The sequence below is a fragment of the Halomonas salipaludis genome, assembly GCF_002286975.1.
GTDB classification, from domain to species: domain Bacteria; phylum Pseudomonadota; class Gammaproteobacteria; order Pseudomonadales; family Halomonadaceae; genus Franzmannia; species Franzmannia salipaludis.
In genome coordinates this window covers 132,139-155,020 of the sequence record NZ_NSKB01000007.1, presented here as the reverse complement: position 1 = coordinate 155,020, position 22,882 = coordinate 132,139, and the positions used below count along the sequence as shown (strand labels likewise).

Here is a 22,882-nt window from a genome sequence, read left to right as displayed (position 1 = left end):
AGTGGCCGATGGCTTTACCCGATACCGTTAGTGTGCCCCGCCGGGGGCCCTCCGATGCGAGAAGTGCCGCTTGGCTGATGGGGCCTGCCTACCTGTGGCTGATCATCACCGTGCTGCTGCCGCTGGCAGCCATGTTCTATTTCAGCTTCCTCAGTGATGTGCCTATTGCTGGGCGTAACTGGTACACCACCTTCTCCAACTATGAGGCCTTCTTTCAACAGGAGTTTTACCGCACCCTGATGTGGCGATCACTGCGTCTAGGCGCGGAAGTCGCTCTATGGTGCTTCGTAATCGGTTTTCCTTGCGCTTATGTGCTCGCTAAGACTATCAAGGGGCGCTGGCGAGAAGCGCTGTTCCTACTAGTCATCATTCCATTCTGGAGCAATGCCTTGATCCGGATATTCTCCTGGACCATGGTGCTGCGCGGCAATGGTATTCTGGAACGCTTCCTTGCCTGGCTGATCCCTGGTTTTGGCTCACTGGATCTGATGTTCACCTACCCCGCTGTGGTCATCGGGCTTGTGCACTCCTACCTGCCTTACATGATCCTCACATGCTATATCTCGCTGCAGACTATAGATGACTCTTTGGTAGACGCCGCCCGATCGCTAGGCGCCAGCCGTTTGACAGTGCTGCGTAAGGTTATCCTGCCGTTAGCAATGCCGGGTATCGTCGCCGGCGCAGTGCTGATCTTTGTGCCGGTGATCGGTTCCTTCATGGAGCCGCGCATCCTTGGTGGACGCGAGGGTACTTTTCTAGGCACCGTGATCGAAGATCAGTTTACTGCCGTCTTCAATTGGCCATTGGGCGCTGCGCTGTCGTTCTTATTGTTGGCGTGTGTGTTGATCATTTTTGCCGTTTTCCAGCCTATCTTGAGGAGAGCCTCATGAAAGCTACCCCTACTCTTCTGGTCGTGGGGAGGCTCTATCTTGCCTTAGTGCTAGCCTTCCTCTACCTACCTATCGTGGTTATGGCAACGATGTCGTTCAACACCTCACAGTTCTATCAACTGCCTATCGACTGGACCTTCGATTGGTATGTTCAGTTGAGCAGTAATCAGCGACTTCTGGCGGCCACCCGCAACAGCATCTTGGTAGCGATGGCCACCACACTCATTGCCACCGTGCTCGGCACAGCGGCCTCCATTGCGTTATTTCGCTATGAATTTCGCTTCAAGAAGCTATTCCAGGCAGCACTTTTTCCTCCCATCGCCATTCCCTGGTTGATTACGGGCACGGCTATGCTGCTGTTCTTTTTCTGGAGTGGCATCGGCCGTGGCCTGCATGCCATGGTCCTAGGCCATGTTGCCCTTGCGTTACCCTACGTCATCATCGTCGTCTCAGCACGACTCCGAGGGTTCGACGCCGATTTGGAGGCAGCAGCACGTTCGCTGGGTGCGACTCCTTGGCAGGTAGTGCGCTACGTGACGCTACCTTACATGGCGCCGGGTATCATTGCTGGCGCTCTGTTTGCTTTTGCCGTGTCGTTCGACCAGTTCGTGATCTCCTATTTCCTCTCTGTGCCTGGTATCAGCACCCTACCAGTGGAGATATATAGTGCGATTAGGCAAGGCTTTACACCGGAGATCAATGCTATTTCCACCCTCGTTATCGCTTTCTCGATAACGTTGCTGGTGATCGTGTCACGCTTCTATCGCTTTGGAGATTCTCGCTGATGGCATCCGTTACTGTTTCTCATGTCACAAAAAGCTTCGGTAATTTTCCTGCGCTGAGCGATATCTCTATCGACTTTTCCGATGGCGGACTTTACTCGTTGTTGGGGCCGTCGGGCAGCGGGAAGACTACATTGTTGCGTTTGATTGCCGGTTTCAGTTTCCCCAATACGGGGGAGATCCATATTGGTGGTTCCGCCGTCGAGCGACTGCCGGTGGAGAAACGCAATATCGGTATGATGTTTCAGAATTACGCGCTGTTTCCTAACATGAGCGTGTACGACAATGTCGCTTTTGGCCTGATGGTACGCGATACCAATAAAGAGGAGATTAGCAAACGAGTGGGGGACGTATTGGAACTGGTCCGCTTGACTGGATATGACCGGCGCAAGCCACATGAACTCTCTGGCGGCCAGCGCCAGCGTGTGGCGTTGGCTAGGGCTATTATCTTCCGCCCCAAGGTACTGTTGCTCGATGAGCCTCTTAGCGCACTCGATAAGGCACTGCGCCTGGGAATGCAGGTCGAGCTGAAGCGCATCCAGCGTGAGATTGGTGTGACCACGATCCTCGTGACACATGATCAGGAGGAAGCATTGACGCTCAGCGACAAGGTCGGCGTGCTCAAGGATGGCAAGCTGTTGCAGGAAGGCACGCCTCGGGAGATCTACGAGCGGCCAGCCACGGCATTCGCCGCGTCGTTCCTCGGCGATGCCAACCTGTTCAAAGGACGCGTTGTCAGTGGCGCCCTCGAACTTGACGGCGGCAGTTGCCTGCGCAGTCTCGACGTCCTGCCGGAAGGTGGTACGGCAACCTGTGCGGTGCGGCCGGAGAAAATATCCATCGTCGCTGATGATGAGGTTCTCGCCAGTGATGCCAACGTGATGGAGGCCCGGCTCGACGACATCGTCTTCGCCGGCAACAGCCTCAACTATCTGCTGCATTACGGCGACATCCCGCTCCAGGTATTTGCCCAGAACCATGAGGCGGCAGAGCTGGTGCCGGGGCAACTGGTCAAACTGGCTTGGTATGCCAGGGATACTATCTTGGTGGAAGCGTGATGGAGAAAGGTGGCTTGGCGTTCGGGCCGATTCCGGCAGCCGCCCAGGTCCTGTGCATCGATATGCAGCGGCTTTTTCTTGAACCGGGTGAGTGGTATGGCGCCGACGGTGTTGCGATTCTGCCGCAGGTCGAGCGTTTGGTCGCGGCGCGTTCTGTCCAGACATTATTTACCCGCTTCATTACTGCGTCGTCTCCCGAGTCCGCTCAAGGTTGCTGGAAGCGATACTATCGCCATTGGCATCGTGTGACTCAGGTCGAGGCTGGCACGGACATGTTAGAACTCCATCCCAGCCTGGTGCCCTATGCCAGGGTCGGGCAGGTATTCGACAAAAGGGGGCATAACGCATTTGAAGCACCTGTTGTTGGGCCCCAGGGTCCGACCTTTCGAGAATATATTAGAAAGCTTGCGCCACCGGCTCTGATCGTCTGCGGTATCGAGACGGATGTATGCGTGCTGGCGACGGTGCTCTCGGCGGTAGATCTTGGCTATCGGGTTATTATCGCGCGAGATGCGGTGGCGAGCAGTGATCCCAGCGCTCATCGCGCCTGTCTTGAGCTTGTCTACCCGCGTTTCGACCAGCAGATAGAACTCGCCTCGACAGAGGCGATACTCGCTCAATGGCAGGGCGTCACGTATGACTGAACAGGTACCTGCCGGAGCGGGGTGGGGCACGTGGACTGCCGAACGCCCAGCGGAGATCGTCCACCCTACGCTGGGTGTAACCTTGACTCCGTTACTCTATTCGGCCAGCGCCAATGACGTGTCACTGATCCCCCCTGCAGCCACCACCCTGCTGGGAACGAGGGGCTTGGATGGTCGTACGGCCTGCCTGCGCACGTCTCACGCCGGTACCACCCTGGACTGGCGCTTTACCTTTCATGACACTGAGGTGGAAATCGACTGGCGAGCCCAGGCTAGTGGTGAATGGGGGCTGCGCTTTTGGGTCGTGCTGTGCGTGCGAGGTTCTCATGATGAAACGTGGTATGCACGGAACGATGGCACCTTGCATGGGCAAGTTGGTGCAAACCGAGTTGGTCTACAAGCCGTCTACGCTCCACTACTGACTACGTTTCATGACGACCTTGAGGCCTTATGCCATGAACTCGTAGAGTATGGTTACTTTTATCTCTCCTCTCGCGGTGAATCAGGGCGCTGTGCTGCTATGCGCTTCAATCTCGAAGAGGCGCCCCGGCAGCGCATCACGTGCTATCTCAACGAAATTTCCCCTGGGTTCTCCATACTTCCCGACGAGGCTTGGCCTCTAAGTGTCAAAGTGCCTGGAAGATCACAGCAGGCCCTACAAGCGCTCAATGATGTGGTGCGTTGGAACCATGTCTATGACAGTGTGAATCAACGGCCCTATACGGCTTTGACTCGCTTCTGGAGTACTAGCAAGTTCGGTGGCTTCGGTATTTGGCTCGATGACGTGGCATTTCACGCTTGGCTGTGGGGCCACATTGACCCATCCATCGCCAAGGACAATGTAGCGGCCATTTTTGCCTGGCAAACCGTGGCTGGCAACTTTCCCTGCCTAGTAACGGGCAACGATGCTTGGCTGGATCGCAGTCAGATCCCCATTCTCAGTTATGTCGTGTGGAACCTTTATCAGCGCAGCGGAGATCGGGCACTGCTTGAGTGGGCGTTTCCCCGGTTACTGGCCAACTTCGATTGGTGGTGGCGCTGTCGCGAGCTGAACGGTGCGGGGCTAGTTGCCTACGGCACCTCACCTGATATCGGCAGGGGGCTATATCAGAATACCAAGCTCGGTGCCAAGAACGAATCGGCGATGGATAATAGCCCAGTTCACGACGACGCACTCTTCGATCCCGCTACCGGGCTACTGCAGTGCTATGACGTAGGGCTCAACAGCCTCCTGGCGCTGGATAACGAAATGCTCGTGGCCATGGCAGATGCCCTAGGGGACAACGTCAGCTTGGAGCGCTTGCGGGCCAGCCATCAAGCACACCTCTCCTGCATTCGCGATCATCTATGGGACATGCAGCGTGAGGTGTTCGCCAATCGTCTTCCGGATGGTCGTTTTGTGCGTCAACTGGCACCGACCTCGTTTTATCCTCTTGTTGCCGGGGCTGCGACGCCGGAGCAGGCGGCTACGATGGTCGAACATTACCTGCTGCCACAACATAAATTCGGTGGCACCTTCTCGCTGCCCTCGGTGGCCCGTGATGATCCCAGCTACGGTGATAATGTCTATTGGCGTGGTCGCATTTGGCCGCCGCTCAACTTCTGGGTTCATCGCGGTCTGCGTCGCTGCGGTTTCGATGCCCAAGCAGCGCGCCTGGCCGATCAAAGCTGGCAGCTGTTTCAGAGCGGCTGGGAGCACAGAGTGTGCGGTGAGAACTTTCACGCCGAAACCGGTGCCATCACCGACCAACCTGATACCGATACGTTCTACACATGGGGCGCGCTGATGCCTGCGTTGAGCATCGCCGAAGTATGTGACGTTACGCCTTGGGATGGGCTGAGTATCGCCAGTGATAGACTCGATGGCCCTTTGGGGCCTTTGCAGACAGCACTCGGCAGACTATGCATCGAGCCACTGCCTAATGGTGGACACCGTCTGCTACGTGGAAGCGACATATTATGGGAAACGTCCCTACGCGGCTGTATCTGCTGGATCGAGTGGCGATCTGGTACGCTTCAGATGCAGCTGCCAGTCGGCCAAGCAGGCGACTGGCTGCGCCTGGGGCGATCCTACGCCATTACTGACGCGACTTTGGAGGATGTCTTGGTTGAGGTCGTAGAAGGTCATACCTTGTGGCTGCCAGCACGTAGCGAGAAAATGCGCTTATGCCTGAGTTTGTCGTGAAGGACCAGCAACTGCGCACGGAATGGTCTGGGGAGAGTCAGCGCCCACGCTGGCGCGAGACCAGCGCCACGTGATCGAGGAACAGCCGGAACAGCTGCGTCTGGCTGGAGACCGCCAGGCGCTGGTAGATGTGCTTGCGGTGCACCTTGACGGTACCGTCGCTGATATCCAGCGCGCGGGCCGCCGACTTGGTCGAGTGGCCGGCCAGCAGTAGCCGTACGATCTCCTGTTCGCGGGCGGTGAGCGCCTCGCGGCCGAAGCTGGCGAAGGCCGCCTCCACCGGCTCGCGCTCGTCGAGGCGCTGCTGGAACTGCCCGCCCTGCCACTTCCAGTACTCCTCGAGCAGCGCCTCGACCAGCGGCGCCAGGTGACGCAGCGCCTGCAGCGCGCGGCGCGTCAGCGGCGGCGAGTTGCCGCCGAAGCCCAGCGATACCGCGATCACCACCTGCTCGTCGACCCGCGCGAACAGCCCCACTTCGTCGTGCAGCCCCAGGTCGCGGTAGTAGCGGTGGTAGTAGTCGCTCGACTCGAAGCGGTCCGGCGCCAGCTCGCGCAGGCGCTGGGCGCCGTGGTCGAGGCCGTCGCTGACCGCGGTGAAGAAGGGATCGAGCAGGTAGGCTTCGCTCAGGTAGCGTTCGATGCCCTGTTCGCGCTGGGCCTCGGGGTAGTCGTCGTGGATCAGCAGCGGCCGGCGGCGGCCGCGGTAGGCGTTGATCAGGATTGTATCGTAGGCCACCAGCTCGCGCAGGCAGTGATCCAGCTGGCGCGGGAAGTCGACGCTGGCAACGCCACGCAGCAGGCGCGCCAGTTGCTGGTGCCAGGCAAGGCATTCGGGGCGTGCGAGCAGGTCGGTGTGGGGCATGTCGGGTCCGGGGAGTACTGATTGACGAAGCCTGAGCGTATCACGCTGCGTTGGCCTCTTATCCTGGCGACACGCTTACTCTACACTCGAGACTGCTTGCCCTCGGGATAAGGACCACGAGTCGATGCTGGGATTTCTGCAGGGGTTTTCCTATGGACTGTTCATGACCTGCCTGCCGTGGCTGCTGGTGGGGCTGGCCAACCCGCGTCTGGCGGTGCCGCTGGCCTCGCCCAACCGCTGGCAGGTCATCGCCCGCTACTGCCTGCTGTTCCCGTTCGTGAGCGTGCTGCTGTGGCTGACATCGCTATGGGGCGGCTTTTCACCGAGCCTGATCGGCTGGCTGGCGGGGTTGGGGGCGATCGCCGTATCGCTGCCGCTGGAGCGGCGGCTGCGTGGCTGGTGGGCACGACGCGGCGAACGGCGCCGTCAGGCCCAGCTGGCGCGTGAGGCGGAGCGCCAGCGGGCCGAGCAGGAGCGCAGCGCCTACGAGGCCGGCGTGGCAGTGCTCGACCCGGCGCGGCCGCCAGCGGACGCCGATGACCTGGTGCGCTCGCTGTGTGCCGCCAAACAGCGCCTGCTCGACGTGCATCGCCCCGACCTGGCGATCCAGGCCGACCGCCTGTACAGCCGCTACCGCCACGTGATGGGCGTGCTCGGCGGGCGCTTCGAACGCGGTGAGTTGGCCTTCGAGCGCTCTCGTGAGCTGGTCAGCGAGGTGTGCCTGGGGGCGGTGGACAACCTGACCTCGATGGCCTCCCAGGCCAGCGGTGTGGTGGGGGTGGATGAGAGCTTCGTGCGTCGCCGGCTGGCCAAGCAGGCCCAGCTCAGCGTCGAGGAGCGGGTGGCACTCAAACGGCGCCTGGAGCTGCTCGAGAGCACCGAGCGGCGCCTCAAGCAGTTGGCGGCGCGTAACGAGTCGGCGCTGACCGTGCTTGACGATACCGCGGTGGCCATGGCGCGTATCGAGACCCAGCGCCCCCAGGCCTCGCGCGGTACCGACCTGGCCCTGGAGGAGCTGCGCCGCTTCGTCGAACGTGCCGAGCGTTACGGGCGCAGCAGCGACTGAGGGACTAGGGCTTTGTCCGAAAAGTGCCTGCGCTTGGTCATACGGCGTTAAAAATCAGCTCAAAGTACTCATTTACACCTCGTAAATTCCGCTTTGGACTCGCGACATCCTTGTCGCTCGCTCTGCGAGCAGCGGAGCTGCCCAAATCGTCAATCCTGACGATTTGTCGCCGATTTTTGCTTTGCGACCCACATGGATGTGGGGAGTGCGTGGGCCCGTAGGGAACGGGCCTAGCCCTGACCTTCGCTCGCCGACTTTTCAGACGAAGCCTAGGGCTGGGTGACGCTGATCACATAGCTGCCCACATCGCTGCTGTTGAACGCCCTGGCCGTTACGCGATAGTGGCCCGCCTCCAGGCGCACGGTCAGCTGCGCATCGACGCCGTCGCCGCTATCGTCATCGCTCAGGTAGAGTTCCTCGCCTTCTATTTCCAGGTAGGCGTCGACCTCGCTCGAGCGCATGTCGATCACGTACATGCCCGGGGTCTCGATCTGCAGGGTGTAGTGGTCGCGGGCGCCAGGTACCAAGCGTGCGGTGCGTGGTTCGTCCAGGCTCAGTTCGCTACCCTCGTCATCGGTGACGGCTTGCGTCCGCGTGGCGAGGCGAAAACGGCCGCTGCCCGAACCGAAGCTGCCGGCGCTGATGGTGTACTGGCCGGGATCGAGGAGTGTCTGAAGGCGTGCGTCGAGGTCGCTGCCGCTGTCGTCGTCGCTGATCGTCACGCCGTCGCCGGTGAGCGTCAGGTAGCTGTCGAAGTCCTCGGACTGCATGTCGATCACTACCTCGAGGCGTTCGCTCAGCGTGATCTGATAGTCGATATCCTGACCGTAAAACCAGCCACTGACCTGAGTATCCAGGTCCAGCGGACCGCCGTTTTGCATATCGCTATCGTCCGGCATGGCCTGGGCCGAGATATCCAGCGAGTAGATGCCCTGGCCATAGCCGTGGGCGGCACGCGCCACCAGGGTGTAGTCGCCGGTATCGAGCAGTGCGGTCAGGCGTGCGTCGAGGCCTTGTCCGCTGTCGTCATCGCTGACGGCGAAACCGTCCGGGCCGGTGAGCTCCAGATAGGCATCCAACTCATGGGAGCGCATCTCGATGACATACAGGCCGGCTTCCTCGATCTGCAGCCGGTAGCGGTTGCTGTCACCGTCCAGCCAGCCAGTCAGCTCGATGGGTGCGGTGATATCGCCTTCGCTGCGCGTTTCCAGCTGTCGGCTGTCGAGGCGATAGGGCCCGAAGCTGCGCGCGTCCTCGCCACTGACGACCAACACATGGTTGCCGTCTTCGGCGATTCGCTGGCGGAGTTTGGCACCTGCATCATCGCCGCTGGCTGCCAGCCACTCGCCGTCGGGGGCGAACAGCGACAGGCTGCCGCGCAGGGCCCCGCCGAGTTCGAACTCGACCACGCTACCCGCCTCGAGCATGAGGTGATGCCGCTGGTAGAAGCTGCCGTCCTTGCCATTGAGTTCGTCGGCGCTGGTGATCTCTCCGGTCAGGCGTTCGCCGAGCGCTGCCACTTGGGGGGCTGGCGCGTCGACGCTGTCATCGGCATAGCTGGCGCCGAAGCCCGCCGTCAGCATCAGGCCGAGGAGGAGGGTACGAGGGATCGTGAACGTAGACACTGTGTCTTCCTTGTGCGAGGGCATGGATATGCGGGAGCGGCGGCATAGGCCAATACGTTGATGAATCATAAAGCCTCTGGCGAAGATGAACAGCTTCGAGCAGCCGATTATCGGCGTTGAGCCAGGTGAGGTAATCTAGGCTGACAGCTGAGACGCAAGGAATTTCTGCCATGAGCGAGCAAGACCCGCAGCGTTCACCGCTTTCGCTACCGCCGCTGGCCGAGATCGAGCGGGAGCTCGATGAAGCGGACGCCCTCGATGCCGACCCCGGTGTCGAGCAGGCCTCTGCCGACCCCGAGCTCGAATCCATGGCCGCGGCCTTCGTCGATGATGTGCTGGCCGACGACGCCGATGCCGACCTGGCGCGCAAGCGCCGCGCGGTGGACGAGATGGGGCGCGAGCTGCAACAGCAGGCCGCCCACCAGAGTGCGATGCTGCAGACCCCGCTGCGCAAGCTGGCCCACCAGGGCGATGATGGCGGACCGGTGGCCCAGGCGCTGGTCGACCTGCGCGGTCGCATGCATAGCCTCGACCCGGCCCAGCACCGCCTGGCGGCGAGTCCGCTGGACCGCGTGCTGGCGCTGGTGCCGGGTGCCGGCAGCCGCCTGCAGCGCTACTTCCGCAAGTTCGAGAACGCCCAGCAGGCGCTGGACGCGATCATTGCCGACCTCGAGAGCGGTCGCGACATGCTGAACCGCGACAACATCACGCTGGGCGACGACCAGGAGGCGCTGCGCGCCTCGCTGAGCCAGCTCAATCGCCAGGTCGAACTGGGGCGGCTGATCGACGCACGGCTGCAGCAGGCCATCGCCCGTCGCGACGAGAACGACGAGCAGCGGCGCTTCGTCGAGGAGGAGCTGCTGTTTCCGCTGCGCCAGCGCATCGTCGACCTGCAGCAGCAGCAGGCGGTAAGCCAGCAGGGCGTGCTGGCGCTGGAGGTGATCATCCGCAACAACCGCGAGCTGATGCGCGGCGTCGACCGGGCCATCAACGTCACCGTCTCGGCGCTGACGGTGGCGGTCACGGTGGCGCTGGCGATGGCCAACCAGCGGCTGGTGCTGGATCGTGTCGAGGCGCTCAACACCACCACCTCGCAGATGATCAGCGGAACCGCCAAGGCGCTGCGTCAGCAGGGCGTCGACATCCAGACCCGCGCCTCGTCGGCGATGCTCGACATGCAAACGCTGGAAGAGTCGTTCAGTGAGGTGATGGGCGCCATCGACGACCTGTCGCGCTACCGGCGCGAGGCGCTACCGGCCCTCGACGCCCAGATCGACCGCCTGGCGCAGCTTGCCGACCAGGGCGGGGCGGCGGTGTCGCGCTACCAGCGCGGCAACCGTGCTCAGCCCGGCGAAGACGCTAGCCCGGACGGGCCCTAAACGTCAGCCCTGGCGGAAGCGTGCGCTGGCGTCGCGAAAGGCCTTGCGCGCCAGGCCCGCGCCGTCTTCCAGGCCGCGGGCCAGGGAGCTGAATGCCGCCTCGCTGGCCCAGCGCAGGGCATCCAGGCGCACTTCCAGCTCGACTCGGCGACGCTTGAGACGCTCGAGGTCGTCGGCGTAGCGGCTGCGGGCCTCGTCGCCGGCCTGGCGCGCCTTGGCGGCCAGCGCGTCGATCTCGGCGTCGAGCCGGGCCAGTGCCGCTTTTAGGCGGGCGAAGAGATCGTCCTCGGGGCGCATGATGGTGCTCCTATGAGGTGAACCGTCACCCTGAGTCTAGCCTGTCTCGTCGTCGGCGACGATACGGTCGCGGCCGGCGTGCTTGGCGCGATACAGGCGCTGGTCGGCCAGGGCCAGCAGCTGTTCGCGGTCGAGGCTGCCGTCGGCCGGGGTGGCGCTGGCGATACCGATACTGGCGGTGACCCGCTCGGCTTCGGGGTGGGGCAGTTCCAGTGCGTAAATCGCGTGGCGAATGCGTTCGGCGACCCGCCGTGCCGCGTCGAGGTCGGTATTGGCCAGTACGCAGACGAACTCCTCGCCGCCGTAGCGCGCCACCAGGTCGCCGGGGCGCGTCACCACCGCGGCAAGCGCCTTGGCCAGGGCGCGTAGGGTGTCGTCGCCAACCGCATGACCCAAGTGGTCGTTGTAGGCCTTGAAGTGATCGACATCGAGGAAGATCACCGCCAGCGGCGTGCCTTCCCGGATGCTGCTCTCCCAACTTGCCGCGTAGACGTCATCGAAGCAGCGTCGGTTGGCGATCCCGGTGAGCCCGTCGACGGTCGAGATCTGGTGCAACTGGTCGCGCTGCTCCAGGCCACGCTGAAAGGCGTTGAGCAGCTCATCGAGGCTTTCCACCAGCTCGCCCAGTTCGTCGTTGTGATGGTGGCCGAGTGTCGGCTTCGGCCACTCGCCGGGGCGCTGCGGGTCGGTGGCGGCGATCGCCGTGTGCACCTTGAGCAGCGGGCGGGTGATGAAGACGTGAAACACCACGACCACCAGCGCGGCGATGGCAAAGGCCTTGAGTACGCTGAGTAAAAACACCACGCGGCTGCGTTCGATGAAGGCGTTGCCGAGGCTATCCAGCGCCAGGCTCAGCTCGATCTCGCCCACGCTGCTTGACGGGCTGCCCTGGCCGAGGTCGTAGTCGAGGTTGGCGCGATAATGCAGCATGTCGCCGAATAGCCGCTCGATCAACCAGCCGGCCTGGCTGTCACGGCTCAGCTCGCGGCTGGCCATGACCCGCTCGAAGTCGTCGCGGATCACCACCTGCTGGACGTTGCCGGCGGCAAACAGGCCGTCGATGACCTGGTCGGCGAGGTCGGGATTGAGCTGGAAAGCGGCCTCGGCGGCGGTGCCGTTGACCAGGCGCAGGGTGTGGGTGGTCTGCTCACGGACCTCGTCGCGCAGCGTGCGCAGATCCGAGGCCAGCTCCAGGGCCCCGGCGACGATGCTCAGCAGAATGGCAATCAGCAGGGTCAGGCCGGCCTGCTTGGCGGTGAGGCTGCGGCGCGTCACGGAGCGACGCCCAGGGTCTCGAGCACCTCGGCCTCTATTCTGGCGCTGACCCCGCTGCGCCGCTGGTCGTCCAGGGCGCGCTGCAGGTCGGCGAGGAAGGTCTCGGAGACCGAAGGGTGGCAGGCCAGGTAGAGGTCGGCCGCGTGGAAGTCGAACAGCTTGCGCAGCTCGATGTTGGCCTCGGCGGCGAGCACCTGGGCCGGCAGCTCGCCGGTGACCCACACGTCGATCAGCCCGGCGGCGAGGCGCTGGACGTTGTCACGCTCCTGGCTGGCCACGGTAACGGGGATGCCGTGGGCCTCGACGTGCTGGCCCACCGCATCTTCACGGAAGCTGCCGATGGTCAGGCCTGCCAGCTCATCGAGGTCCTCGGCCATCAGTGGGCTGTCAATGGTCACGAAGGCCGCCCAGCGGTTGCTGACCAGCGGCCCGACCCAGCGAAACTGGTCCTCGCGCTCGGCGGTGCGGCTGGTCGAGTAGGCGCAGTGGTTATCGCGTAGGCGCGCCTCGGTGATGGCACGGGCCCAGGGCATTAGCCGGAAAGCGGCGCTATGGCCAGTGTCATCCAGCGCGCGCTGCAGCATGCGCGTGGCTTGACCCTCGACCTGGCGCTGGTCGTCGAGGTAGTTGAAGGGTGGGTACTCCTCGGTGGTGAAGGTCACCCCACTACCGGTCAGTCTTGCCAACTGGCCCTGCCGGTCGAGGGTATCGAGTGCCGCCTGCATGGTGTCGACCAGTGCCGGGTCGGTGTCGCGATTGATGGCGAAGTAGAGGTCGGACTCGCTCAGCGTATAGACAGGCTCGAACTGGCGGGTGTCGATGCCGTGCTGCTCCATCAGCCAGAAGGCGACGTTCTGACTGTAGGCCCACAGGTCTACGCGGCCGTGCTCGAGCATCTTCAGCGCGCTGAGGTTGGAGATCGCTGGGCGCAGCAGGTTGTCGCTGACGCCGTTCTCGGTGAGTCGCTGGGCGCCAATATCCTCGCGAATCACCGCGATGCGGTAGTCGTGGGTGGCCAGGTCGTCGAGGGTGTCGAGGCGAATCTCGCTGTCGCGCCGGGCCAGCAGCGTAACGCTGTCGCGGGCGATGGGGCCGACCCACTGGAAGAGTGCTTCGCGTTGCTCGGTACGGGTGGTGGAGAACAGCACCGTGCCGGGCTCGCTAAGGGCGAGATCGTAGCCGCGCGCCCAGGGATAGTAGTGTACGGCATTGCGGTCGAGCGGGGTCTCGGTGACCTCGAACAGTGCTTCGAGGACGTCGATGGCGATCCCCTCCAGGCGCTCGCCGTGGCGATAGTTATAGGGCGGATACTCTTCGGTGATGAAGGTCAGCCGTTCCAGGGCAAGAGCCGAGGAAAGCGGCACAACCAGGCACAATGCCAGCAGCAGCCTTGCTATCATGGGCGCTGTACCCCCTCTCTAGACGCATCCCAGGATGCGGTGGCGTTCGCCATGTTGAGTCTGGCCGTCAAGCAAAGCCGACCACATATTTAGGTTATCGGCAGCTCAGCTTCAAGCTAGAGGGAAACCGTTGGCCTGTCATTCGATCGACAGTGTTGCCATGCCGCATGGTGGCCAGTACCGCGCTGCTGATAGTCTTGTCGAGCCACGCTCACAAAGGAATGTCCCATGAGCCATACCGGCGTCGTGCCCCGCACGCGGGCCTCGCGCAAGGAGATACTGGGCTGGGCGATGTTCGACTTCGCCAACCAGGCCTACACGCTGCTGATCATCACCGTGGTCTTCGGCGAGCTGTTCACCACGGTGATCGTCGGCGACCGCGGCGACGACTATCGCCTGGCCAATCTGCTGTGGAGCCTGGCGCTGGCGCTGAGCTATCTGATGGTGGTGATTAGCGGCCCGCTGTGCGGGGCGGCGATGGATTATTCGGCGAGCAAGAAGCGCTTTCTGTTCGTCAGCTACCTGGCCACTATCGCCACCACCGCGATGCTCTACTTCGTGGCACCCGGCTATGTGCTGTTGGGGTTCGTGCTGATCACCCTCTCCAACTACGCCTACTCGATGGGCGAGTCATTCATTGCCGCCTTCCTGCCCGACCTCGGCCCGCCGCGGGATCTGGGCAAGATCTCCGGCTTCGGCTGGGCGCTGGGCTATGTCGGTGGCCTGTTCGCCGCCGGTTTCACGCTGGTGGTGCTGGGTGAGGCCAGCGCCGAGAACTTCGAGCGTATCCGCTGGGTGGGGCCGTTCGCCGCGGGGTTCTTCCTGGTCACGGCGATCCCCACCTTCCTGTGGCTCAAGGAGCGCGGCACGCCCCAGGCGCTGCCAGCCGGCATGACCTACTATCGCATTGCCCGTGAACGGGTCGCCGAGACGCTGCATGACCTGCGCCGTTTTCGCGACCTGGGCGTGTTCCTGGTGTCGCTGCTGTTCTCGATGGCCGGGGTCTATATCATCATCGCCTTTGCCTTCATCTACGGTGCCCAGGTGATCGGCTGGGACGAGTCGATCCGCAATATCATGTTCATCATCGTGCAGATCACCGCCGCCGCGGGGGCGCTGGGCTTCGGCCTGATCCAGGATCGCATCGGTGCCAAGATCACCTATATCGGCACTCTGCTGCTGTGGGTGGCGGCGATTTTCGCCATCTGGGCCACGCCGGAGCTTACCGCCTGGCTCAACGCGCAGTGGGGGCTCGACTGGGAGGCGCAGCATCTGTTCCTGGTGGTCGGTTGCCTGGCGGGGCTCAGCCTGGGCTCGAGCCAGTCGGCCAGTCGCGCCCTGGTGGGGCTGTTTTCGCCGCTGGAGAAGTCGGCGGAGTTCTTCGGCTTCTGGGGCCTGGCCAACAAGCTGGCTGGGGTGTTCGGCATCATCTGCCTGGGGCTGCTGCAGTCGGTGGTCGGCCTGCAGGCCTCGATCCTGCTCTGCGCGGGGCTGTTCATCGTCGCCATCCTGATCTGCCTGGCGGTGAACCAGGCCCGCGGGCAGCGGGTCGCCGAGCAGTGGCAGGCGCCTGAACGGTGAGTGTGTCGCTGGCACTGCTGGGCGTGTCGGGTCGCCCGGCCTGGGGCAACGCTCAGGCGGGGCGCTTGAGCGCGAAGCGGTCGCTGGCGCGCAGGTAGTCGCTGCCCGCCAGACGGCCGATCGGCTTGAGTGCGTCGAGATCGACGTGACGACCGTTCCACACCGTCGGGTCGGCGTGGATGACCTCCACTTCGGCGATCACCAGGTTGCCGGCCATGGGGCCGTCGCCGAAGCGCAGGATGTCGCGCACCCGGCAGCCGAAGGCCACCGCCGCCGCGGCGACCCTGGGCACCCTTAGCGGCGGCATCTCGGCCTTGGCCAGGCCCGCGTGCTCGAACTCGTCCTGCTCCGGGGCCAGGCTGGCGCTGGTGGCGTTGAGGGCCTCGGTCAGCGCCTCGCCGCCGATATGGATCACGCACTCGGGGACCGCGGCGAGGTTGCGCAGGGTGTCCTTGACCTCGGCCTGGCCGTTGAGCAGCGGCGAGAACACCAGCACCGGCGGCGCGACGCTGGCCACGTTGAAGAACGAGAAGGGCGCCAGGTTGGCGGTACCGGCGGCGTCGATGCTGGCGACCCAGGCGATCGGGCGCGGTGCAATGCTGCCGCTGAATAGTCGGTACAGGGCGCCGGCCTCCCAGGCGTCGGCGGGCAGGGCAGTAGCGGTCACGATGCGTGTCTCCAAGCGATGGCAGGTGTCGCCATACGAGCATCGAATCGACGCGAGGTAAAGTCAGCAGTTAACGCGTATTGGCTGCGTTGTTGGTAGGCTGGAGGGAACCGATCGCTCTTCGCGGCGACTATGTATGGAGTGGCAGCGGCCGGTGGAGGTGAGTCGATGGATGATCAGGGCAGAGGCGTGCGGCGTACCGGGCTCGGCATGATGCTGCTGTTCTGGCTGCTGATACTGGCCATGGGCAGCTGGTGGTTCCAGGGCGTGCTCGATGAACGGCGCAATCCCAATGCCGGGCTGGTGCATATGACCGAGGGCGACGAACCGGTGACCTTGGCCCGCAACGCCTCGGGGCACTTCGTCGCCACCGGCCGCATCAACGGTGAGCCGGTGGAGTTCCTGCTCGATACCGGGGCGACCTATATTGCGGTGTCCAGCGAGTTGGCCGAACAGCTTGCCCTCGAGGCCGGCCGTACCGCCAGCTTCCAGACCGCCAACGGCCGCGTCGACGGTTTTATCACCGAGCTCGACCGTGTCAGCCTGGGCGGCCTCACTGCCCGCCAGGTGCGCGGCTCGATCAATCCCGGGATGGAGGGCGACAGGGCCCTGCTGGGCATGAGCTTTCTCAACCGCTTCGATATCCAGATCAGCGGCGATCAGATGGTGCTCAGCCGCCCCGAGCCCTGATCCTGGCTATCAACCTCAAGGAGCCGGATGTGACCGAGGAGGGGTCGAATCACTCACCGCGTGGCCGTCGTGCCGAGCAGCCGGGCCAGATCGGCGGTCTCGGCTGGCTGGACATCGCCTGGCGGGTCAAGCGCGAGATGAGCGATGACAACATCACCATGCTCGCCGCCGGGGTGGCCTTCTATGCGCTGCTGGCGGTGTTTCCGGCATTGGCAGCGATCATCTCGATCTGGGCGCTGGTGCTCGACCCCCATGACATCACGCGTCAGATCGCCGAGCTGAGCCGCTTCATACCACCGGGTGCGGCGGCGATCATCGAGCATCAGGCCAACGAGATCAGCGAGAACACCGACGCCGGGCTCAGCGTGGCGGCCGTAGGCAGCCTGGTGGTGGCGATGTTCGTCGCCTCCAAGGGCGTGCGCGGACTGATCCTCGGCCTCAATATCGTCTACGGCGAAGACGAGCGGCGGCGCCTCGCCCACAAGGCCACGGTGGTCTCGGCGCTGACCGTGGGGCTGATCGTGCTGACCCTGGTGACCATCGTGTTCATCGCCGGGCTGCCGCTGGTGATCGGCATGCTGGGCCTCGACAGTACCCTGGTGACCCTGATCAGCCTGCTGCGCTGGCCAGCCCTGGTGCTGATGATGATGCTGGTGATCGCGGTGCTGTATCGGTTCGCCCCTTACCGGCGCGCGCCGCGCTGGGAGTGGCTCAGTGTCGGCACGGTGACGGCGACGCTAATGTGGTTGCTGGGCTCGCTGGGGCTGTCATTCTACGCCCGCCACTTTGCCAGTTTTACGGAACTCTACGGCTCGCTGGGAGCGGTGGTGGTGCTGCTGATGTGGTTCTGGCTGTCGGCCTTCACGGTGCTGGTGGGCGCCGAGCTCAACGGTGAGATGGAGCGCCAGACCCGCCACGACACTACCGTTGGCGAGCCGCGGCCGATGGGGGAGCGCGGCGCCCATGCCGCCGACACCCTGGGCAAGTCGCATTCATGGCGTAAGCGCTGACCCTCGCCGTGCGGCGCGTCTGACGACGATGACGTTGCTCTGGCCGCCAGCCTGGTGGGCCTGCTACCATGGATAAATGAACAGTATGCGGCCCGCGCCACCGGCAGCGGCTCCCCTCGACGACCCGCGCTACTACCTGGCCAATTTCCGCTGCGTGCTAGATTGGGTGGCGGCGCGCTACGACGACTTGCTGAGCGACGCCGAGCGCGCCTTTATCCGCGGTATTGCCGACCTGCCGACGCCTTCCCAGGCGCTGCTGGCGCGCATGGTGATGCGCCGCGGCGAGCACTTTCGCGTCGCGCGGCTGGCCTATGCCGAGATCGGTGACAGCGCCGCCGCCCTGGCGCCGCTGATCGCCGCTGGCTGGGTGGAAGAGGAGCCGCTGCTATCCCTCGACGAGCTGTTTCGCCACTGGCGCCTGGCCGAGCTGCGCGCGGCGCTGGCCGATGAGATGCGCGCCGCAGGGCTGCCCGCCGCGACCGGCAAGGCGCGACTACGCGAGGCGTTGGCCGCGCGGCTGAGCGAGCCGCGCCGGCTCGGCGAGTGGTGGCCCGCGGCGCCGGACCGCATCGTGCGAATCACCTGCATGGCCCACTGCGAGCGGCTGCGGCTGATGTTCTTCGGCAACCTGCGCCAGGACTGGGCCGACTTCGTGCTTGCCGAACTCGGCATGCAGCGCTACGAGCAGGTGCCACTGGATCCTGCCTCACGCGCTTTTCAGCGGCGTGCCGAGGTCGACGCCTATCTACAGTTGCACCGCCTGCGCGAGCGCCTCGAGGCCGGCGAGGCCGTCGAAGCGCTGTGGCCCGAGATACCATCGAGCACGGCGGATGACGTCTGGGACAGCCCCTGGCTGGCCACGCGGCGTGCCAGGCTGCTGTTCCAGCTGGGTCGCGAGGCGCAGCGCCACGCCAACCCTGAGCTGGCTCTCGAGGCCTACGCCGCGGCCAGCGGCGACCCTGGCGGCGGCGGTGAGGCGCGCATTCGTCGCCTGCGGCTGCTGGAGCGGCGCGGCGCCTGGCGCGAGGCGCTGGCCCTGGCCGAGGCGCAGCCGCCGCTCAGCGAGGCCGAGGGCCAGGCCCTGGCACGGCTGCAGCCGCGCCTGCGCCGGCGGCTGGGGCTGGCCTGTGACCCAGCGCCGCCGGCGCCTGCCATCGAGCAGTGGACGCTGACGCTGCCGGGCCCCGCCGCGAGCGTGGAGGGCGCCGTGCGCGATCACCTGCAGGGCCCGGATGCGCCGGTCCACTATGTCGAGAATACGTTGATCGGTGGCCTCTTCGGGCTGCTGTGCTGGGAGGCGATCTTCGCCCCGCTGCCCGGCGCCTTCTTTCACCCTTTCCAGCGCGGGCCGGCCGACCTGCGCCGCGAGGACTTCGTCAGCCGGCGTCGTGAGCGATTCTCGGCCTGCCTGGCACAGCTGCGCGACGGCCGCTATCGCGACACCATTCGCCGCCACTGGCACGTCAAGCACGGCCTGGCGTCACCCTTCGTCGACTGGCAAGCGCTCGACGAGACGCTGCTGGAGCGCGCCCTGGCGTGGCTGCCGGCGGCGCACCTGGCGCGGCTGTTCGAGCGCCTGCTGCAGGATATCGGCGCCAACCGCGCCGGCCTGCCGGACCTGATCCAATTCCTGCCCGAGGTGCTCCAGGGCCCGCGCTACCGGCTGATCGAGGTCAAGGGTCCAGGCGACCGCCTGCAGGACAACCAGCGTCGCTGGCTGGCCTACTTCCATGCCCACGACATTCCCGCGGTGGTGTGCCAGGTGCGCTGGCGGGAGGCGCCGTGAACCCGCTGCCGGCGGCACAACCCTGCTACCGGGTGGCGGTCAGGGCGCTGTGCGATTTCACCGCCCGGGCCGGCGACCTGGACCACCGTTTCACGCCGTCGCCCACCGCCCAGCAGGGCATCGAAGGGCACCAGCTGATCGCCGAGCGGCGCGGAGCGGGCTACGAGAGCGAACTGAGCCTGTGCGGCGAGGTGGTGGTAGACGGGGCACGGCTGGTGGTGAGTGGGCGCGCCGACGGCTTCGATCCCGCCGCCCGGCGCCTCGAGGAGGTCAAGACCCACCGCGGGAGCCTGGCGCGGATGGGGGCCAATCAGCGCGCCCTGCACTGGGCTCAGGCCAAGGTCTACGGCGCCCTGCTGTGCCGAGCCCGCCAGCTCGAGCGGGTCGAGCTGGCGCTGGTCTACCTGGAGATCGGCTCGGGACAGGAGACTCGTCTGAGCGAGCCGGCCACGGCCAGCGAGCTGGAGGCCTTCTTCGTCGACCAGTGCCAGCGCTTCCTGGCCTGGGCCGAGCAGGAGGCCGCCCATCGCCGCCGCCGCGATGCCGCCCTGTCGACACTGCGCTTCCCCCACGCAGGCTTCCGCCGCGGTCAGCGCGAGCTGGCCGAGGCGGTCTACAAGGCCGCCGGCACCGGTCGCCAGCTGCTGCTGCAGGCCCCCACCGGGATCGGCAAGACGCTGGGCACGCTGTTTCCGATGCTTGCCGCCATGCCCCGCCAGGGGCTAGACCGAGCGTTCTTCCTGACCATGAAGACCCCGGGGCGGCGCTTGGCGCTCGAGGCGCTGCGGACGTTGGGCGTTGCCAATGCCCCCGAGCCGGGGGCTGACGAGGCGCCGCCGAGGATGCCGCTGAGGGTATTGGAACTGGTCGCCCGCGACACCGCCTGCGAGCATCCCGGCAAGGCCTGCCACGGCGACGCCTGCCCGCTGGCGCGGGGCTTCTACGATCGCCTGCCGGCGGCGCGTCAGGCGGCGGTGGAGTGCGGCCGCGTGCTCGACCGGCCGACCCTGCGCGAACTGGCGCTGGCCCACGATATCTGCCCCTACTACTTGGGGCAGGAGCTGGTGCGCTGGTGCGACCTGACAGTAGGCGACGTCAACCACTACTTCGATACCAGCGCGCTGCTGTTCGCCGCCACCCAGGCCCAGGAGTGGCGGGTCGCGGTGCTGGTCGACGAGGCCCACAACCTGGTCGAGCGGGCCCGCGGCATGTACAGCGCCAGCCTCGACCAGCAGCGCTGCAACGCCGTGCAGCGACGCGCACCGCCGGCTCTGGCCAAACCGCTGGGGCGCGTGGTGCGGCAGTGGCGTGAGCTGCTGGCCGCCGAGTCGCCCGCCGATGATGCGGCGCCGCGGTTGCTGGAGACGCTGCCGGCGGGCCTGGTCCTGGCCCTGCAGCAGGCGGTCTCGGCGGTGGGGGACTACCTTGCCGAGCACCCCAGCGGCGAGGTCGATGAGCTGCAGGCGTTCCTGTTCGAGGCGCTGGCGCTGTGCCGGCTGACGGAGTCGTTCGCCGACCACTCGATCTGCCTGCTGACCCGCCGCGGTCGCGGGCGCGCGACCCTGACGCTGCGCAACCTGATACCCGCCGACTTCCTGGCGCCGCGGCTGGCCGCCAGCCACACCACGGTGCTGTTTTCGGCCACCCTGAGCCCCGCCGACTACTACCGCGACCTGCTGGGGCTGGCCGACGATGCGGTGTGGTGGGAGGTCGCCTCGCCGTTCGACAGCACGCAGCTGGAGGTGCGCCTGGCGCGGCATCTCTCGACCCGCTGGCGCGATCGCGAGCACTCACTGGATGGCCTGGTGGCGGTGATCGCCGACCAGTACCGTGGTGCGCCGGGCAACTACCTGGCGTTCTTCAGCAGCTTCGCCTACCTCGACGCGGCGCTGACGCGTCTGGCCCGCGATCACCCCGATATCCCCACCCGCTGCCAGCGACGCGGCATGGATGAAGCGTCGCGCCAGGCCTTCGTCGATGACTTCGTGGCCGGCGGGCGGGGGATCGGTTTCGCGGTGTTGGGCGGGGCTTTCGCGGAAGGCATAGACCTGCCCGGGGAGCGTCTGGTGGGCGCCTTTATCGCCACCCTGGGCATGCCGCCGCTAAGCGCCGACAACGAGATACTCAAGGCGCGGCTGGAGGCGCGCTTCGGACGCGGCTTCGACTACGCCTACCGCTACCCCGGCCTGACCAAGGTGGTGCAGGCCGCCGGTCGGGTGATTCGCGGCCCCGAGGATCGCGGCGTGGTGGTGCTGCTCGATGATCGCTTCGGTGAGGTCGACAACCTGGCACTGCTGCCGGCCTGGTGGCGGCTGTCAGGGATGCCGGCTGTCTAACCGGCGTGTGGCGATGCCCTGGTGTGGAGGCGTTCGAGTACGTTCACCCCGATGAATCCACTCAGGGCGCCGGTCAGGAAGGCGCCGGCCTCGGTGGCGACCACGGCCATCGGCAAGGCGAGATAACCGACGCCAAGCACGCCGGCAACGTAGGCGATCAGCGCCACGACGAGGCCCTCGAGCATACGTAGCGGCGTCGACACCCGGTGCGCGCCCTTGACGAAGCGCCGGCCGAATCCTCCCAGGGCACCACCCAGCAAGGCAGTGACGATTGGCCCCCAGGGCACGCGCTGCTCGACGCTTGCCTCACCCCTAAGGCTGCCGGCGACGGCGCTGACGGTAATCGGCGAGAGGCCGGAAGAGCGCAGTTCGAACGTCGCCGTGGACTGATCTGGCGCGATGTGCAGCTCGCTCGGGGCAGCGGTGGCGGGGCCGTCGAGCGTCAGGGCGATCGGGGTAGGGCGCGTGGCGCGCAGCGGCTCACCGTGGGGCGCCACCTGCTCGATATTGACGGCCATCCGGGCCAGCCCGAGGCCCACCATGCTGGTCGATTCCGGACGAACCTCCAGCCGCGGCAGCGCCTCGAGCTGCAGATTGACGTCGGAGAGAGTGGAGTTGACCTCCAGGATAGGGGTCGCCGTCGAGGGCATGAAGTCGAGCACCAGGGACTGCTCGTTGGCCAGCCCCGGGGCCTCGATCAGCAGGGCAGGGGGTTCCTCGCGGGTGGTCAGGCCGCGCAGTCGCAGCCTGATCTCGACAGGCGCTTCAAGCGCCTGTCGAGGCGCGAAATGCTCGGCATCCGAGGGGTAGACGCCGAAGCTCAGCCGGGTGTGGTAGGTGCTGCTCAGCGGGTTCCAGATGGCAGGTACCGGACTGGCCACGACGCTGAGACGAAGCCAGGTGGACGCTGTGGATGGCAGCGGCGGCAGTGGCGCGATACCCAACCCCGGGGGCAACACGACCTCGTCGGTCTCGGCCGTGGAGGGGATGAAGAGCCCACCCGGCAGCACCTGCCGCTCTTGCGTGGTCAGCCGGCGGGTCTCGACCGCGTCACTCTTGACCACGAAGGGCTCGCGGGTGGGTACGCTCAGGCTGATGCGCCCCGGCTCCCGTTGCGGCGCTATCTCGACGTCGATATCGCGGCCGTCGAGATCCAGCACCCTCAGGCTGTCGACGCTCTGATCCCAGTCGAAGGTCATCCGCTCGACGGGTTGGCGAGGTGGCGCGGTCTCGTCATCGGGGGAAGGCGCTTGAGCCCAGGCCCCGGCGACGGCGAGGCCGGCGGCAGTGATGAGCGATGGCCAGAAGCGGTGGGCATGACGTTGCATGACGGCTCCGCCAGTCAGATC

Annotated in this window: 19 protein-coding genes; 12 read left to right on the top strand and 7 right to left on the bottom strand. The window is 65.3% G+C overall.

Features of this window, described 5'->3' with window-relative positions:
* Positions 1–8 precede the first annotated feature (8 nt).
* The 5 genes from CK498_RS18665 to CK498_RS18645 are packed head-to-tail and all read left to right on the top strand — an operon-like array spanning position 9 to position 5,559.
* On the top strand, positions 9–890 hold the full coding sequence (locus CK498_RS18665) for an ABC transporter permease (RefSeq protein WP_095622365.1): 882 nt from the start codon (positions 9–11) through the stop codon (positions 888–890).
* Complete coding sequence (locus CK498_RS18660; RefSeq protein ID WP_095622364.1) at positions 887–1,675, top strand: ABC transporter permease; 789 nt, start codon at positions 887–889, stop codon at positions 1,673–1,675. Before CK498_RS18665 ends, CK498_RS18660 begins: the two co-directional genes overlap by 4 nt.
* Positions 1,675–2,730, top strand: a complete 1,056-nt coding sequence (locus CK498_RS18655; protein ID WP_095622363.1) for an ABC transporter ATP-binding protein — start codon at positions 1,675–1,677, stop codon at positions 2,728–2,730. The genes CK498_RS18660 and CK498_RS18655 overlap by 1 nt, the downstream gene beginning before the upstream one ends.
* Complete coding sequence (locus CK498_RS18650) at positions 2,730–3,374, top strand: cysteine hydrolase family protein (protein ID WP_095622362.1); 645 nt, start codon at positions 2,730–2,732, stop codon at positions 3,372–3,374. The genes CK498_RS18655 and CK498_RS18650 overlap by 1 nt, the downstream gene beginning before the upstream one ends.
* A complete protein-coding gene (locus CK498_RS18645) occupies positions 3,367–5,559 on the top strand; it encodes an MGH1-like glycoside hydrolase domain-containing protein (protein ID WP_095622361.1) in 2,193 nt (730 codons plus the stop codon). Before CK498_RS18650 ends, CK498_RS18645 begins: the two co-directional genes overlap by 8 nt.
* 37 nt (positions 5,560–5,596) lie before the next feature.
* Here CK498_RS18645 and CK498_RS18640 read toward each other — a convergent pair whose 3' ends face one another.
* Positions 5,597–6,421, bottom strand: a complete 825-nt coding sequence (locus CK498_RS18640) for a helix-turn-helix transcriptional regulator (protein WP_095622360.1) — start codon at positions 6,419–6,421, stop codon at positions 5,597–5,599.
* Between the two features lie 124 nt (positions 6,422–6,545).
* Here CK498_RS18640 and CK498_RS18635 point away from each other — a divergent pair, with 124 nt between their 5' ends.
* Positions 6,546–7,487, top strand: coding sequence for a cobyrinic acid a,c-diamide synthase (locus CK498_RS18635; RefSeq protein ID WP_095622359.1), 942 nt, complete (start codon positions 6,546–6,548; stop codon positions 7,485–7,487).
* 269 nt (positions 7,488–7,756) lie between these two features.
* Here the strand turns inward: CK498_RS18635 and CK498_RS18630 are convergent, their stop codons facing one another.
* Positions 7,757–9,112, bottom strand: a complete 1,356-nt coding sequence (locus CK498_RS18630) for a hypothetical protein (protein ID WP_095622358.1) — start codon at positions 9,110–9,112, stop codon at positions 7,757–7,759.
* A gap of 170 nt (positions 9,113–9,282) precedes the next feature.
* Here CK498_RS18630 and CK498_RS18625 point away from each other — a divergent pair, with 170 nt between their 5' ends.
* A complete protein-coding gene (locus CK498_RS18625; RefSeq protein WP_095622357.1) occupies positions 9,283–10,491 on the top strand; it encodes a toxic anion resistance protein in 1,209 nt (402 codons plus the stop codon).
* A gap of 3 nt (positions 10,492–10,494) precedes the next feature.
* Here the strand turns inward: CK498_RS18625 and CK498_RS18620 are convergent, their stop codons facing one another.
* The 3 genes from CK498_RS18620 to CK498_RS26625 are packed head-to-tail and all read right to left on the bottom strand — an operon-like array spanning position 10,495 to position 13,463.
* Positions 10,495–10,788, bottom strand: a complete 294-nt coding sequence (locus CK498_RS18620; RefSeq protein ID WP_095622356.1) for a sll1863 family stress response protein — start codon at positions 10,786–10,788, stop codon at positions 10,495–10,497.
* Between the two features lie 36 nt (positions 10,789–10,824).
* The gene (locus tag CK498_RS18615) at positions 10,825–12,063 is read right to left on the bottom strand and encodes a GGDEF domain-containing protein (RefSeq protein WP_095622355.1); all 1,239 of its coding nucleotides are present in this window, start codon (positions 12,061–12,063) and stop codon (positions 10,825–10,827) included.
* On the bottom strand, positions 12,060–13,463 hold the full coding sequence (locus tag CK498_RS26625) for a substrate-binding periplasmic protein (protein ID WP_229359140.1): 1,404 nt from the start codon (positions 13,461–13,463) through the stop codon (positions 12,060–12,062). Before CK498_RS26625 ends, CK498_RS18615 begins: the two co-directional genes overlap by 4 nt.
* Before the next feature lie 228 nt (positions 13,464–13,691).
* On the opposite strand from CK498_RS26625, the gene CK498_RS18605 reads away from it, so the two are divergent.
* The gene (locus CK498_RS18605; RefSeq protein ID WP_095622354.1) at positions 13,692–15,044 is read left to right on the top strand and encodes an MFS transporter; all 1,353 of its coding nucleotides are present in this window, start codon (positions 13,692–13,694) and stop codon (positions 15,042–15,044) included.
* A 52-nt stretch (positions 15,045–15,096) separates the two neighbouring features.
* Here CK498_RS18605 and CK498_RS18600 read toward each other — a convergent pair whose 3' ends face one another.
* Positions 15,097–15,711: a flavin reductase family protein gene (locus tag CK498_RS18600; protein WP_095622353.1), complete on the bottom strand. Its 615-nt coding sequence runs from the start codon at positions 15,709–15,711 to the stop codon at positions 15,097–15,099.
* A gap of 168 nt (positions 15,712–15,879) precedes the next feature.
* On the opposite strand from CK498_RS18600, the gene CK498_RS18595 reads away from it, so the two are divergent.
* From CK498_RS18595 to CK498_RS18580, 4 genes are all read left to right on the top strand, one after another.
* Positions 15,880–16,401, top strand: a complete 522-nt coding sequence (locus CK498_RS18595; protein WP_095622352.1) for a retropepsin-like aspartic protease family protein — start codon at positions 15,880–15,882, stop codon at positions 16,399–16,401.
* A 29-nt stretch (positions 16,402–16,430) separates the two neighbouring features.
* Positions 16,431–17,411: a YihY/virulence factor BrkB family protein gene (locus CK498_RS18590; protein ID WP_229359139.1), complete on the top strand. Its 981-nt coding sequence runs from the start codon at positions 16,431–16,433 to the stop codon at positions 17,409–17,411.
* Positions 17,412–17,487: 76 nt separating this feature from the next.
* Positions 17,488–19,197, top strand: coding sequence for a VRR-NUC domain-containing protein (locus tag CK498_RS18585; protein ID WP_095622351.1), 1,710 nt, complete (start codon positions 17,488–17,490; stop codon positions 19,195–19,197).
* On the top strand, positions 19,194–21,533 hold the full coding sequence (locus CK498_RS18580) for an ATP-dependent DNA helicase (RefSeq protein ID WP_229359138.1): 2,340 nt from the start codon (positions 19,194–19,196) through the stop codon (positions 21,531–21,533). Before CK498_RS18585 ends, CK498_RS18580 begins: the two co-directional genes overlap by 4 nt.
* Here the strand turns inward: CK498_RS18580 and CK498_RS18575 are convergent.
* The gene (locus CK498_RS18575; protein ID WP_095622349.1) at positions 21,530–22,861 is read right to left on the bottom strand and encodes a hypothetical protein; all 1,332 of its coding nucleotides are present in this window, start codon (positions 22,859–22,861) and stop codon (positions 21,530–21,532) included. The two genes, CK498_RS18580 and CK498_RS18575, sit on opposite strands and share 4 nt — an antisense overlap.
* Positions 22,862–22,882 lie beyond the last annotated feature (21 nt).